9 protein-coding genes and 1 pseudogene are annotated in these 14,334 nt (G+C 40.1%); 5 read left to right on the top strand and 5 right to left on the bottom strand.

What is annotated here, in order from left to right; translation table 11 throughout:
- The first annotated feature begins 192 nt into the window (after window positions 1-192).
- Together G6W43_RS06580 and G6W43_RS06575 are read left to right on the top strand one after the other, a co-directional pair.
- On the top strand, window positions 193-2,274 hold the full coding sequence (locus tag G6W43_RS06580) for a dynamin family protein (RefSeq protein WP_194169416.1): 2,082 nt from the start codon (window positions 193-195) through the stop codon (window positions 2,272-2,274).
- A complete protein-coding gene (locus tag G6W43_RS06575) occupies window positions 2,267-4,099 on the top strand; it encodes a dynamin family protein (protein WP_194169415.1) in 1,833 nt (610 codons plus the stop codon). Before G6W43_RS06580 ends, G6W43_RS06575 begins: the two co-directional genes overlap by 8 nt.
- A 221-nt stretch (window positions 4,100-4,320) precedes the next feature.
- Here the strand turns inward: G6W43_RS06575 and G6W43_RS06570 are convergent, their stop codons facing one another.
- Entirely contained in the window at window positions 4,321-5,427 is a 1,107-nt protein-coding gene (locus G6W43_RS06570) for a D-TA family PLP-dependent enzyme (RefSeq protein ID WP_194169414.1), read from the bottom strand.
- 88 nt (window positions 5,428-5,515) lie between these two features.
- The gene (locus G6W43_RS06565; RefSeq protein WP_194169413.1) at window positions 5,516-7,969 is read right to left on the bottom strand and encodes a molybdopterin-dependent oxidoreductase; all 2,454 of its coding nucleotides are present in this window, start codon (window positions 7,967-7,969) and stop codon (window positions 5,516-5,518) included.
- 160 nt (window positions 7,970-8,129) lie between these two features.
- Between G6W43_RS06565 and G6W43_RS06560 the strand changes: the two genes are divergently transcribed.
- Genes G6W43_RS06560 through G6W43_RS06550 form a run of 3 tightly spaced genes read left to right on the top strand, consistent with a single transcriptional unit; the run spans window position 8,130 to window position 9,631 of the window.
- Window positions 8,130-8,423: a putative quinol monooxygenase gene (locus tag G6W43_RS06560; protein WP_021084216.1), complete on the top strand. Its 294-nt coding sequence runs from the start codon at window positions 8,130-8,132 to the stop codon at window positions 8,421-8,423.
- Between the two features lie 32 nt (window positions 8,424-8,455).
- Window positions 8,456-8,677 carry a nicotinate phosphoribosyltransferase gene (locus G6W43_RS06555; RefSeq protein ID WP_087581498.1) on the top strand — a complete coding sequence of 74 codons (222 nt, stop codon included), beginning with the start codon at window positions 8,456-8,458 and terminating at the stop codon, window positions 8,675-8,677.
- A 51-nt stretch (window positions 8,678-8,728) separates the two neighbouring features.
- A complete protein-coding gene (locus tag G6W43_RS06550) occupies window positions 8,729-9,631 on the top strand; it encodes a hypothetical protein (RefSeq protein WP_103617297.1) in 903 nt (300 codons plus the stop codon).
- A gap of 266 nt (window positions 9,632-9,897) precedes the next feature.
- Here the strand turns inward: G6W43_RS06550 and G6W43_RS06545 are convergent, their stop codons facing one another.
- The 3 genes and pseudogenes from G6W43_RS06545 to G6W43_RS06535 form a co-directional block, all read right to left on the bottom strand.
- On the bottom strand, window positions 9,898-12,636 hold the full coding sequence (locus tag G6W43_RS06545; protein ID WP_194169412.1) for a M16 family metallopeptidase: 2,739 nt from the start codon (window positions 12,634-12,636) through the stop codon (window positions 9,898-9,900).
- Window positions 12,637-12,736: 100 nt separating this feature from the next.
- Window positions 12,737-13,453, bottom strand: a complete 717-nt coding sequence (locus tag G6W43_RS06540; protein WP_103602472.1) for a basic amino acid ABC transporter substrate-binding protein — start codon at window positions 13,451-13,453, stop codon at window positions 12,737-12,739.
- A 606-nt stretch (window positions 13,454-14,059) separates the two neighbouring features.
- Window positions 14,060-14,334: pseudogene (locus G6W43_RS06535) on the bottom strand (methyl-accepting chemotaxis protein); the annotation flags it as partial.

Here is a 14,334-nt window from a genome sequence, read left to right as displayed (position 1 = left end):
GAGCAAATTAGCTATTTTAGAAATTAAAGTTGTATTTTACTTGTAACTAAAACTCGGTGCTTTTTTGATACTATTTTTTGTATCTGTGTGAAGTTTTCTTATATCTTTTTGCTTGAGCGCCATCCTCATTTTTTGATAGCTTCATAAGTAAAAATTTAATAAAATCCCAAAATATCAACAAAAAGAGTCTTTATGGATGAGTTTTTAAAACAGGCTTGGCGTGCAAATAAAATTTATACAAATGCTGCTGCTAGCGTGCCATTTTACCCAGATCTGCTAGCTCTTCTTCTAGTTTGTGACGAGAGAAATTTAGATCAGTTTATGGCGCTTGATGAGTTTAGAGCGGTGCTAAAAAGGCTTAAAATCGAGCTTGATATATTTAGCATACAAAGTGCGCAGCTTGCGACTCTTAAGGCACTAAACGAGGCTAAAATTTCAAGCGATGAGATAGTAAAATATCTAGAAATATTGCGTGATGAAAAGATCATAGATGATGAGAAATTTACCTTTTTAGAAAAGATCATAAGCAAAAACAAGGGCGCTAATGAGGCTAAAATTTCTCATACAAAGCCAAAAGATCACTTCCATAAAAACCTAGACTTTTTAAACGAGATAAACGAAAAAGCCAGCTTGCTTGATAACGAAAAAACATTTTTAGAGGCGCTTGTAGCAGCCAAAAAAAGATCAAACGAAACGCTTTTTAACATAGCTGCAAGTGGCGTCATAAACTCTGGCAAATCAACCCTTTTAAATGCCCTTTTAAACAAATCCGTCCTTGGCGCTTCAAACGTGCCAGAAACGATAAATTTAACCATTTTAAAATACTCCAAAGATAGCTTTGCGAGGGTAAATTTTTACACCTTAGATGAGCTTTTAGCACTTGGCGTACCAAGCGAAAATTTACCAAGCAAAAGTGTAGATATCGGCATAGACGAGATAAAAAACTATACATCTTCAAGCTCAAAAACAGCAAATCTTGTAAAAAGTGTCGAGCTTTATGACGAATTGGAGCTTTTAAAGGACAATGTCTGCATCATAGACACGCCAGGCATCGATGATGCGGTGGTTTTAAGAGAGCAGATCACTACAAATTTTATGAGAGAGTGCGACCTTTTAGCTCACCTGATGAACGCCTCACAAAGTGCCACGCAAAAGGACGCACTATTTTTGAAAAAATGCCTTGAAAACTCGCATATCGTAAGGCTTGCCGTGGTACTAACTCACGCTGATGAGCTAAGTGCCAAAGAGCTAAACGAGACGCTAAACTACACTAAAAAAGCGATCGGCGAGCAGATAAATGGCGTGGAGATTGATTACTTTGCACTTAGTGCAAAAAGCTACTTAGAAGGCGCTGCAAATAGCGGTGTAGAGGAGTTTAAGGACTATCTTTACGAGGTGCTCTTTGGTAAAAATTCTAAAAAATCAGCCCTTATCTTAAGCTCGTATCAAAAGGAGCTAAAAAATATTCTAAATAGCAAGCTTGAAGCTACTAAGGCTGAAATTTTGTCGCTCAAAGCTTATGAAGTAGAGCTTAAAAAGCTTCAAAATGAGCAGGCAAACGTCAAAAACGCACTTAGTGAAAATTTCTCTAAACTTGAAAGTCTAACTCAAAATGAGCTTGCAAAACTTGAAAGTAGCAACACCAAAAATATCTATAAAATGGGGCTTGAGACACTTTTACAAAATCTAAACGACAAGGTAAAAAGTGAGATAGCTTACTGCAAAAGTAAAAAGCAAAGCTTAAATTTTGAGCGTCTAGAGCAAATCGCAAAAACGACGCTTCGAGACGGTGTGATGGCACTTATGAGAGAGGCTAGAAACGAAACTTTGGTGCAAACAAGATCATGCGAGCAAAATATCGCTTTAAATTTTGATGATTATGTGATGAGTAAAGATGAGGTTTTTAACATCAATGACTTTTTAGAACAAATGGGCGTAAAGCTTGAATTTAAGGAGCTTTTAGCTACATTTAGAGCTAAAATTTCAAGTGACGCAAGTGAAGCACTTTTAAGCTTAAAAGAGGGTTTGCTAAAAGATAAAAATATCTCTCAATTTTGTGAAATTTTAACTGACCACGAAAAAAACCGCCTTTTAAACCTCATAAAAACCTATGAAAGCGCTCAAAAAGCCACGCTTGATAAGAGGCTAAAAGAGCTAGATCGTGAGCTAGAAAAGCTTAGCTCGCAAAATCAAAACTCACTTTTAAAACTAAAAGAGCAAAACGCCTTGCAAGATGAAATTTGCTCGCTTTTAGGGGAGCTAGAAAATGTTTAATGAGTTCATAAATGCCTATAAGGCGAGATATTTTAAGGTTTTTACAAGCGACTTTAAGGGTGAGCTAGCAAGGCTGGTAAATGAGCTAAATGATCCAAGCCTGCACGCAAGTGATGAGATAAAAGAGAGCCTAAATTTACTAATCGACACTCTAAATGAGCCGCCTCTTATCGCTGTTATAGGGCAGTTTTCAAGCGGCAAATCAACATTTTTAAACGCTTTGCTTGGACAAAACATCTTGCCATCAGGTCTAACGCCTGTCACGGCAAAGGCTGTACGGCTAAAATTTGCAAAGATGCCGCTTCTTAGCGTGAAATTTACAAATGGCAGCGAGAGCTTGCTAGCTAGCAGCGAACTTGCAGAGCTAAACGCCATGAGCGAGCAGATAAAAAGCATGACACTTTATGCGCCAAGTGAAATTTTAAAAGAGGTAAATTTCATCGACACGCCTGGGCTAAACTCACTACGAGATGCCGATACAAAAGAGACCAAAAACACGCTAAAAAAGGTCTGTGGCGCGATCTGGCTAAGCCTCGCAAATAACGCTGCAAAGGCTAGCGAGCTTGAAAGCGTAGAAGAAATTTTAAAGACAAACGATCTAAAGGCTCTTTGCTTCATCAACCAAAAGGACAAGCTAAGTCTTGACGAGCTTGAAAGCTTGCTAAAGCACGCTAGGCAAACTTATGGCGAGCTTTTTGAAGATATCATCGCCATCTCGTCAAAGCAAGCACTCCTTGGCATCACAAATGAAAACAAGAGCGAGCTAGAAAGCTCAAATTTCGCTAAAGCACTAAGTGCGGTAAAAGAGGCGTTTTTAAGCGCGAGCTTTAAAGAAAATTTCATAAAAGCAAGGGCGAAAAAGATAGTAAATTTTTTAATTAGCGAGCAAGAAAATCGCCTAAAAGTTTATGGCGCAGCTGATGAAATTTTGGATAAATTTAATGCCACACTTGAAGAAAAGCTAGAGGCGATAAAAGAGGAGTTTAAGCCTAAAATCGCCCTGCGATACAGCGATATGAGCGAGGCTATCAAACTTGCAAGCGATGAAGTTTTTAAGCTGCTTAAGCCATTTTCTAGGACAAAATTTAACCCAGCAAAGACGCTTTTAAACAAAGAAATTTATAAGCGTGAAAATTTTGAAATGATAAACCTTGACACGGACGAGGTCTTTTCAAAGCTCATATATGAAGACGTCGTTTTTTCTAAATTTTTTAAACGCTACAAAAGGGATCTAAAAGAGCTTGAAAATGAGATCATATCGGCTTTTGATGAGCTTTATAAAAGCTTAGAATATGAGCTTTTCGTTTACAAATCTCGCTACGAGAGCTTTAATCCATTTGATGAGTTTGCCTCAAACTACGAGACAAAATCGATAAATACCTACGCTGGCAGGACCTATGAGAATTTCTTAAGAGAGTATGAAAATGCCAAATTTAAGGCGACGCAAAAGATTTCGCTCTTTTTTGAAAAGCTTGACGTAAAGGTTGCGTCAAACTACGAAAACGCGCTTAAACTTGCGGTTTATTTTCTAAAGCAAAAGATCGAAAACTCGCTAAATTCGCACCTGCAAATGGGCACGCCACTTTACATCCCAAGCGCAAAAGAGGTTTTTGAGCGCATGCTAAATGCCTTTAGCCTTTATGAATTTGACGATCTTATGTGCTCAAATAACTCTTTTTTAAATAAAAATTTGCTTGATATAAAGACCGAATTTGATGAAATTTACGCCCAAAAAATAGCGATGCTTGAGCACCTAAAAGCAAAACCAAAAGAGCAAATTTTAAAGCTAGAAAAACTGCAAGAGAGTTCGGTGATATTAAAGTAAAATTTGAACTCAAACTGCGCGTGCAAGTGTCTTGCAAATTTTAAATTTTATGAGCGAGTAATTTCGGCTCTAAAATTTGAGCTAAGCTGCAAGCGAAGCCAAATTGTAGTAGTCAATTCTTGCGAGTGAATGAAGTTTTAAAATTTGCCCAAAAGCATAAATTTACTACGATCCATACAGTGTTTTAAATTTGTTTAATACAGGTTTTATCTGCCAAATCCCTACTCTATCTTACCTCTTGCCAAAACTGGTACTTTTTCGCAGACCTCATCGCCACTTACGAGATAGGCGTAGTCATATAAATTTACCACCGGACAGATGTGATTTGGATAGATGTACACGAGATCACCCACGCGCACGCTTTTTGCAAATTTCTCGTTTAAGATGATCGCATGCTCGTCAAATAGGCTATCTATCCACACCTCATGCCCCGCGATGAGCCCCATGCCAGGCGTCGTGCAAAAGCCCTCGCTGCGCCTCTCTTTGGTTAGCGCCTTTGCCCCAGCATCAAGGATCGTGCGGGTCGCAGTCGGCCTTGAGATCACTACGCTAAGCACGCTAGCAGCGTTCATATCAAAGCTACCATAAGCATTTGCCTGCGACGCATCCATAAATATATATGTGCCAGGGCGAAGCTCCGTAACACCTTTTGGTATCTCAAAATCATTTATCAGCGAGGGCGTCGAGCCGATGCTAACGGTGAAATTTTCATATCCAAACTCTCGCGCGATTTCAGCAAATTTTAGCGTTCTCTTGGTAGCAACATTAAAAATTTGCTCGCACTCGCGCTTATCTTTTGCCTTGTATGAGTGGCCATCATGCGAGAAAACACCGCAAAATTCCACGTTTTTGCACTCTTTAAAAGCGCTCATCAAAGCTCTAAAGTCGCCCTCATCTATGACGCCTGAGCGGTTTTCGCCAACCTCTATCTCGACAAGTAGCCTAGCTATCTCGCCAGCCTCGCCAAATACCTCATCAATGAGCCTTAAAATGCCCACACTATCGACACCAAAGCTCACTTTTACGCCAGATCTTACAAGGGCTATGATGCGAGCAAATTTCTGCCTTGTGACGATCTCATTTGCGATGAAGATGTCATTTAGCCCCTCTTTTGCCATCACTTCAGCCTCGCCCACCTTTGCCACCGTGATGCCCTTTGCGCCGCACTCTACTTGCAGTTTTGCAAAATATGGCATCTTGTGCGTTTTGGTATGTGGTCTTAAGCTTACGTTAAATTTATCAGCATATTTTTGCATTTTGTCTAAGTTTTTTAGCACTATATCTTTGTCTATGAGCAGTGCTGGAGTGTCTATTTCGGCTATTTTCATGAGCTATCCTTTCTTTTTTCTTAGATTTTAACTCTAATTATTTAAAAAAGGATAGCTTTTGGCACTTTAAATTTTCAAAGTGTTACTTTTAGGCCTTTCTTGCGCCGATCTTTGGTGCGTCAAACGCCCTGACACGTTTTGAAGTGCCCTTAAATTTCTCGACCTCGACAAGGCTCGTGTGGGCGGTGTTGCTCTGGCTCATCTTGCTTGATGGCACGTCTTTTGTGAGCACGTTTAAATTTCCGTGCAAGCAAAGGCTCTTCTCGCCTGGCACATCTGGGTCGTACCAAGCGCCCTCGCTCACGATGACGACGTTTTGTGGCACGTCCTCGGTCACAAATGCACCGCACAAAATTTCGCCCCTGTCGTTGTAAATTTTCACCACGTCGCCCATTTTTATCCCTCTAGCCTCGGCTGTTTTTGGGTTTATGAGCACTGGCTCGCGCTCTGCGATCTCGTTAAAATGGCGAAGCACGGAGTTATTTAGCTGCGAGTGAAGTCTAAATTTAGAGTGCGCGCCGCTGATGGCGATAGGGTATTTTTTATTTTTTGCGCCCAGCCACTCAAATGGCTCAAGCCAAGTCGCATGCGGTGGGCAGTCATCATAGCCAAAGCCAGCGACCGTTTCAGAGTAAATTTCTATCTTGCCAGATGGCGTTTTTAGCGGATTTGCCACTGGGTCGTCGCGGAATTTCTTGTAGTTTGTAAAGTAGCGTTTTTTCTCATCAACCTTGTCAAATCTAAAATATCCCTTCTGCCAAAACTCATCAAAGCTTGGCATGCTCTCATACCCAAGCCCAGCAGCCTTTTTAACGGCATCTTCGTAAATTTCTTTGACCCACTCTAGCTCGCTTTTGCCCTCGCTAAATGCCTCTTCCCTGCCCCACTCTTTTGCAATGAGCCTTGCGATCTCGAAGTCACTTTTACTCTCGCCAAATGGCGCGACAAGCGGCTTAATAGCAAAGAGATATTCGCTAGTCGAGTTTGCCATCTCGATGTCCGTTCGCTCGCACTCAAGCGCAGCTGGTAGGACGATGTCGCTTAGTTTTGCCGTGCTCGTCCAAAATGGCTCGCAAGTAATGATCGCACTAACTTTTTGCATAGCTTTTATCGCTCTGTTTGCGTCAGGATGCCTTGTAAATGTCGAGCCATTGGCGTTAAACATCACTCTTATCTTTGGCAGTTTGTAGCTCTTGCCATTTCTTGTTATCTCTTTGCCAGGGCTTAAAAGCGCGTCTATGAGCCTTGAGTTTGGCAGCTCATAGCCCTTAGTCTTTGGCACTAGCCCGCTATCAATGAATTTTTGTGGCACCTTCGTCTCAAAAGCCGCTAGTTTAGGCGCTATGAAGCTTTCGTCAGCGTTTTTGTGCATGCCGTCATTTGTGACAAAGCCACAACCCTCTTTGCCGATGTGTCCAAGCATCGCATTTAGCGTCACAAGCGCCCAGTAGGCCATCTCGCCGTGATCTTGCCTTTGGATGGCGTAGCCACTAACTATGACTGAGTCGTTTTTAGCTAGATCCTCGCTAAATTTCGCCAGCTCTTGCTCGCTCACGCCACAAATTTTGCTTGCCCAAGCTAGGTTTTTATTGACCCCGTCTTTTGTGCCGAGCATATACTCTTTAAATTTATCAAAGCCAACGGTGTATTTTTCTATAAATTCTTTGCTGTAAAGCCCCTTTTCAAAAAGGTAGTTACACATACCTATCATCATCGCCGTATCGGTGCAAGGCACGACTTCAAGGTACTTTGCGCCAAAATATTTTGCGCTTTCGTTGTGATAAACGTCTACGCTATAAATTTTCATCTCGCCGCTCTCGCCTTTTTTTCTGATCTCGTCGTAGTATTTATATGAGTTGTGAAGCGGCACACCAATGGCGATCTTGTTTGAAACGACTGGGTTTGTGCCCCAAAATACGATAGTCTTGGCATTTTTTAAGATAGCCTCCCACTTTGTTGGTGCTAGTGTTGGGTCGATCGAGCCAGTGATGTGCGGCATGATGACAGTCGCTGCGCCGTATGAGTAGCCACCAAGCTCATTTACATATCCGCCAAGCACGTTAAGTAGCCTCTTTGCGGTCTTTTGGCTGTGACCAACTTTGCCAAGGCTACCCCACTGATAAACCTGTCCGTAGATCGCTTCAGCGCCGTATTTATCAAAATTTTCTTTTAAAATTTTTGCACTTAGTTTTATCGCTTCGTCCCAGCTAACGCGCACAAACTCCTCTTTGCCACGAAGCTCTGGCTTTGGGTTGTTTGGGTCAGCCAAAAAGCTCTTTCTAACAAATGGATATTTTACACGGCTTTCATTTTGGATATGATCAAGAAGTGCGTTGTTTAGCTCATTTGGGCACGCATCGCCCTCAAATGGCTCAGTCTCTACAACGCGCCCTGCGATAGTTCTTACATAAAATGGGCCAAATTTGTTCGCACTTAGCCCGCTTTGCTTGTCAAAAAGCGCCTGAGCTGCTCCGTCAAGCTCTTTTGCCTGAAGGCTTGCTGCACTTAAGGCACCAAGCTTTAAAAAGTCTCGTCTTTTCATTTTTTCTCCGATTTTGGTTAAATTTACTGTTTTTGGTTGGTTTTATGAGTTATAAATTTAGTATTTTGTATCATCTTGTCATGAAAAGGCCTTGTAATGTGATACGCAAACTTGCGTCTAAATTGCGTTATTTTAGCCAAAAAATATTAAAGGATAAGAAATGGTAGGATTTTATGTAAATGTAAAGTTAAAAGCTGGATGCGAGGCGAAATTTGAAGAGATTTTAAAAGAGATCGTGCCAGCTTCAAGAAAAGACAAAGGCTGCATAAGCTACGAGTGTGGCGTAGTTGCAGGCTCTAAAAGCGAATACTGCTTTATGGAGAGCTGGGAAAATTTAGAGAGCCAAAAAGAGCACATGAAGAGCGCTCACATGGTGAAAAATGCGGCTGCGCTGGAGGCTTGCAAAGAGAGCCAAGAGGTGAAAATAATAAATTTTGTAAGCGTAAAGGAATAATATTTGCTTAAAAAAGGACAAAATTTAAAAAAATGAGCGAAGAAAAGATGCTTGAGATGATAAACGCGACTGCCGATGTTATATTTATGGCTATACTTAGAGGACGTGTGAGCCTTGAAGCCTGCAAAAAAGACAAGGAGTTCATCGACGCTTTAAGAGAAGAGCTGCTTAGCAAAAACCCAAACAAGCTCAAAGTCGCGCAAGATTCGCACCAGATGATCGCCATTTTCGAAAAATACCGCAATAAAAAATAATTCAACTTAAAATTTAAATCCATTTGCCGATATAGTGTTAAAGGATTTGACATGATAAACGCACTAAATGGATTTAATCAAAGCTTTAACTATCAAGACGCTTTTAGTAAGCAGCCAACGACTATCGCAAATTTAAGCAAAGTAAAAATTTCTCCCAATGCCCTAGACATCAAGCATCTATCGCTCTCTGGCTACTCGTCAAATTATAAAATTTCTATCTGGGGCAAGATAAACGGGCTTGATAGCTCTATGGGTAAAGACGAGGTTGCTAGCCTTAAAAATTTCGTTGATAGCACGAAGCTTTGGAGGTTAAATTCCATCCTTACTAGCGAGAAAAACGGATTTAGTGTAGATGAGTTTAACAAAACCTATCACATATCCGCTAATGCCACCAAAGCTCTTGGCGCTCTAATCAATCACGACATTGGCGTACTTCATCTAAGTCGTGAGGCTAGAAATTTGCTAGACTCTGATCTAAGTATCGACGATTTTAAAGACAAATGGCTGGAATTTACCGCCGAAAGGATACTTGGTGAGCATGCAAATGTGAAAATTTCTTTTAAAGACGGCGCTCTCTCTTATGAGCAAACATCGGCTAAGAAGCGCATAGAAATCCTAGGTCAAGCGATGCTACAGCGTGTAAGCTACGCTGATAAAAATAGCAAAGATGAGTTTTTGAAATTTCTAAAAACAAGCTATGAAAAGGGCGAAAATATCGCTGATGTGCTGCAAAATATCGCTCTTACGCCAGTTAGAGAAGATGGCGACGAAGATATAGAAGAAGAGAAATTTAAGCCTATGCAAGTTACCAAAAAGAGCGTGACCTATACCAATAAAGACATAAAGCGCGAGTTTTTTGAGGAATTTATCAGGCGCGAGGTCGAAAATGGAGCGAGCTTTGATGATCTAGTGCAAAAGCTAAACAAGCTAAAGCCAAAGGATATACTGGCTTAGCTTTAGGGTTTAAATTTTGGGGCTGGCTTGGCGCGCTAAATTTATTTTGCTTAAATTTTTGAGGCTGGCCTTGCCCTCTAAATTTATTTATATTTAAATTTAAAGAGCCAGCTTCACTTCTCAAATGTCTATTTATATTTAAATTTAAAAAACCGGCTTAGATAACTAAAATTTTATTTAGATATAAATTTCTGGAGGCTAGCTTAGCTACTCAAATTTCTGCTTAGTCTTAAATTTAAAGAGCTAGCCAGCTGTCCCCCAAATTTCTACTTCGGATTATTTATACTTATCACCATATTTTTCTCATCAAGATATAGCCTAGCAGCCTCTTTGATATCGTCATTTGTGAGCGCTTTGATCGCATCTATATACTCATCAGCCGTATAAAGTGGCGTGTTAAAAAATTTATTTGAGATGATGAGATTTTGCCAAAACTCAGGCTTTTCGTAATCTTTTTTTATAGAAATTTCACTCTGCGCCTTAAAATCCTCCAAATGTTTTGGCAAAAGTGCGCCATCACGCTTGATGCTAGCTATTATCTCCTTTATCTCGGCGATGATCTTGTCCGTGTTTGCAGGGTCGCAAGTAAAGCCGATCACCGCCTTTGAGTGCTCATACGGATAGCGAGCGAGCCTAGCGTTTAGGCTAAAGCCGTATGTTTGCCCCTTATCCTCTCTGATCTTTTCTCGAAGCACCGTTTTTAAGACTGAGCTTAACGCTCTTAACTTGATCACCTCTTTGAAGCTGTATTTTGTATCTAAATTTACGATATCCACGCTCACATCGCTTCTTTTTGTGCTTTGATACTCTCTTTTAAAGGTGTGCTGACCCTTGATGCTTCGCACGCCATCATCCTTAAAATTTTCAGCCTCACCAAGCTTTGGCAAGGTAGCGATATACTTTTTAACAAGTGGCAAAAGCCTCTCCTCGTCGGTGTCGCCGATGATTACGAAGGTGTATGAGGCAGCGTTTGTAAATTTATCTTTGATGATCTCTTTTAGCTCATTTAGCTTTAGCGCGTCGATCTGCGCCATCTCGATGGGCGCTACACGCTTGTTGTTTTCGTAAAAAAACTTGCTAAATTCGGTGCTAAATTTATATTCAGGTAAATTTTGCTCTTTAGCTAGCTCATCTTTTGCCCTTTTTTTTATCCTCTCAAGCACGTTTGCATCGGCTCTTGGGGAGTTAAACTCTAAATTTATAACAGCTAGCAACGAGCCAAGATCGCCACTGCTTGAAGAGCCGTAAATGCCCTGTGTAAGCGCCTCTATGCTCTTTTCGTAGCTTACTATCTTGTCGTTTAGCACCTTTGAAAGCTCGTAGTTGTTAAATTTGCCAACGCCACTTTCATTTGTAAGCGCAACCGCAAAGCCACCAAGCTTAGGATCAGCTAAATCTGAAGTGCCACCTTTGCTAATGGCCGCAAACAAGATGCTATCTTTTTTGGTGGCTAGTGGCTTAAAGATGACTTGCGAGCCATTTGGCAGCTTATAAGTATAGATGCCATGCTTTTGGTCAAATTCGCTAGAAAGGATATCTTTTGGCTCTAAATTTTCATTGCCAAGGCTCTTATTTAGGCTCTGGCTAACTAAATTTGTATCGTAAGGGCTAGCCTCATCTTTTAGCTTCAAAAAGGCATCTTTGCTAAGTTTAAAGCCATCTTTGCTAAAGACCCTCACGCGCTCATCAGGTATGGCTAAAATTTGCTTAAATCTAGCATTAACATCCTCTAGCGTGATCTCGTTTAAGAGCTTTAGACTAAGGTTTTTGCTATCTTCATCGCTTAGCACAAAGCCGCCATTTTCGATCATATTTAAAATTTCACTTGCATAAACGCTTGATTTTTTAGTTTTTGAGCGTTTAAATTTAGCCTCTACATTTGCCAAAAACGCCTTTTTCACATCGGTAAAATCGCCTTTATTAAAGCCAAATTTCTCGATACCATTTAAAACGCTTAACATATCTTTAATGCTAGCGTTAAAATCATCTCCGATCACATTTGCCTCAAAGCTATAAATTTTTTGCTTTGCTTGAAGTGTTTGCGCCATAAAATCAACGCTTAAATTTGATGAATTATTTGCATTTTTTTGCTCATAAAGCATATTTATAAGGCTAGCTATTAGCGCATCTTTTAAATTTCGCTTCACGTCAGCCTCGTCTGAAACTGGCTTAAATTTATCAAAAAAGCTAAGCCTTACAAACTGAGCTGCCGTCTCGTTTGCGTCGTAGTTAAAGACGTTTAGCCCATCTTTAAAAGCGATACTTTTGTCTGGATGAGCGTAAGAGTTGCTATTTTTTGCTGCGCTAAAGCTTTCATCTATCAGAGCTTTTATCTCGTTTTTATCAAAGTCACCAACCGCTACAAAGCTCATAAACCTTGGCTGATAGAGCCTCTCGTAAAACTCTTGCATGTGCTTAGCATCTACGCTTTTTATCACGTTCATGTCGCCTATTGGCACTCTTTTTTGATAGATGCTACCTGCAAAGATGTCCTTGCTTTGGGCAAGATAGAGCCTATATGCTGGCGTGTTTCGCTGGCGCTCCTCCTCCATTATGACGCCGCGCTCCTTATCAAGCTCGCCTGCATCGATCTTTACGCCATCGATCCAGTTTGAAAAGACCTTGAAAACGTCCTTTAAATTTTTCTCATTTACATTTATGCTTAGCGTGTAGCTCGTCTGATCGTAGCTAGTTTGCGCGTTTAGATCAGCGCCAAATTTAACCCCAAGGCTCTCAAGCTGTTTAATGAGCTCATTTTTGCTAAAGTCACGGCTGCCATTAAACGCCATGTGCTCCAAAAAGTGCGCAAGCCCCTGCTCGCCGTCTCTCTCATCAGTCGAGCCTGAGTTTACGACTAGGTAAAAGATGGCTGTATTTTGCGGGAGTTTATTCTCTTTTATATAGTATTTAAGCCCGTTTTTTAGCTCGCCGCTTAGCATATCTTTGTCATTTTGCAAGGCAAAGAGACTAAGCGCTAGGCACAAAAGTAGCAGAATTTTTCTCATAATCCGTCCTTTAAATTTCTATGTAAAAGCGGATTTTAGTATAAATTTTAAAATGCAAGATAAAGCTAGCCTGCTAAATTTGCAGGCTAGTTGGGAGGTGTTATTTTAGTTCGTATTTTTTAAGCAGTGCGTCGTAGCTGCCGTCTTTTTTCATCTCATCTAAAATTTGATTTATCTTAGCGATAAGCTCGCTCTCTTTGTTTTTGTCAAAAGCTATTGAAAAGCCCTCGCTACCATCAACCTCTTTGAAAAACGCCTCTACTTCAGGGTTTTTCTTGATAAAGCCATAGCCGATCGAGCTATCAAGGATGACTGCGTCAAATTTGCCAACTTTTAGCCCCATTATAAGTGGCACAGTATCTTCTGAAGGCACTACTTTTGCGCCATTTATCGCATTTGCAGCTAGCTCTTGGATGGTGCCTTGTTGCACGCCTACTTTTTTGCCAGCTAGCTCTTCTTTAGCTTTTAAAGCGTCGTTGCCTTTTTTCTTTAGATAGATGTTTTCAGTTAGATAGTATGGCTTTGTGAAATCAATCGACTTTAGTCTATCAGGAGTCGCACTCATCGCACTTATGATGCCATTTATCTTGCCAGCTTTAAGCGCTGGGATGAGGCCATCAAAGCTCATATTTATGATCTTGTATGAAAAGCCAGCACGCTTCGAAATTTCATCTATCAAATCGATGTCAAAGCCTGTTATTTTGTTGTTTTCATCGATGTATTCAAATGGCGGGTAGTTTGCCGCTGTACCAAATTTTAGCTCGTTTGCACAAAGAGCAACAAAAGCTGTCAGTAAAAGAGCAAAGATCTTTTTCATGTCTATCCTTTAAGGTGATTTAAAGCCCTAATTATCGGCATTTATCTATTAAAATTTGTTTAAATTTAGCGCAATGACAGAAATTTCATAAGCTTGTAAAGTGTATAGGTACGTGCTCTAGAAAGATTTTGATCAAATTTTAAAATTTCATGAACGAGCGTATCTAAAATTTATCAGAGCTTTTGAAACGCATGCAGTGCGTTAGCACTATTGCATGCACCTTGAACGTGCGAGGGGATTGGGGTATCTAAATGGAGATAAGGGGACGGCTTCGTAATTTAAGTCCCCTTGTCTCCCTTTAGAATAAAAAGAAATTTACAAATTTAACAAAGCTGTCTTTGCAAATTTTAAAATTCCATTCACTCGCAAGAATTGACTACTAAAATTTGGCTTCGCTTATCGCTTAGCTCAAATTTTAGAGCCGAAATTACTCGTTCATGAAATTTTAAAATTTGGTAGATATTTTTGTAAGTTGAATTTAGATTTTATAAACGACACCAAAGATTAAATTTAAAAGATCACCCCCCAACCCAGCCTAAACCAGGTTGGAGTTTATTAAATTCAGTAGTTTTTCATTAAACAAATTTAAGTTTGTTTATTAAGAAGCTAAAACCTCTTCTTCCTAACCTCTTCAACTATAGCTTTAGCCATCTCATCTACTTCTGATGTTACTTCGTTTGCTTGGTTTGCAATTACAACATTTTCTTTTGTTAGATTATCTATTTGAGCAACTGATTGATTTATCATATTTATTCCTTCACTTTGCTCTTTTATTGATTCACTCATCTCATTTATTGATTGAGCTAGGACATTTGTATTTGCTTCTATCTCACCTAGAGATTTTTGAGTTCTCTCAGCTAGTTTTCTAACTTCATCAGCCA

It is taken from the genome of Campylobacter concisus (genome assembly GCF_015229965.1).
GTDB classification, from domain to species: Bacteria; Campylobacterota; Campylobacteria; order Campylobacterales; family Campylobacteraceae; genus Campylobacter_A; species Campylobacter_A concisus_BD.
The sequence above is the reverse complement of the archived record's forward strand: the minus strand, read 5'-3'. Positions and strand labels throughout refer to the sequence as shown.

Bases quoted from the DNA above. Each gene is read 5' to 3' on its own strand.
- G6W43_RS06570 (WP_194169414.1), bottom strand. From the start codon at position 5,427: ATGAAAATAGCCGAAATAGACACTCCAGCACTGCTCATAGACAAAGAT.
- G6W43_RS06545 (WP_194169412.1), bottom strand. From the start codon at position 12,636: ATGAGAAAAATTCTGCTACTTTTGTGCCTAGCGCTTAGTCTCTTTGCC.
- G6W43_RS06565 (WP_194169413.1), bottom strand. From the start codon at position 7,969: ATGAAAAGACGAGACTTTTTAAAGCTTGGTGCCTTAAGTGCAGCAAGC.
- G6W43_RS06540 (WP_103602472.1), bottom strand. From the start codon at position 13,453: ATGAAAAAGATCTTTGCTCTTTTACTGACAGCTTTTGTTGCTCTTTGT.
- G6W43_RS06575 (WP_194169415.1), top strand. From the start codon at position 2,267: ATGTTTAATGAGTTCATAAATGCCTATAAGGCGAGATATTTTAAGGTT.
- G6W43_RS06560 (WP_021084216.1), top strand. From the start codon at position 8,130: ATGGTAGGATTTTATGTAAATGTAAAGTTAAAAGCTGGATGCGAGGCG.
- G6W43_RS06580 (WP_194169416.1), top strand. From the start codon at position 193: ATGGATGAGTTTTTAAAACAGGCTTGGCGTGCAAATAAAATTTATACA.
- G6W43_RS06550 (WP_103617297.1), top strand. From the start codon at position 8,729: ATGATAAACGCACTAAATGGATTTAATCAAAGCTTTAACTATCAAGAC.
- G6W43_RS06555 (WP_087581498.1), top strand. From the start codon at position 8,456: ATGAGCGAAGAAAAGATGCTTGAGATGATAAACGCGACTGCCGATGTT.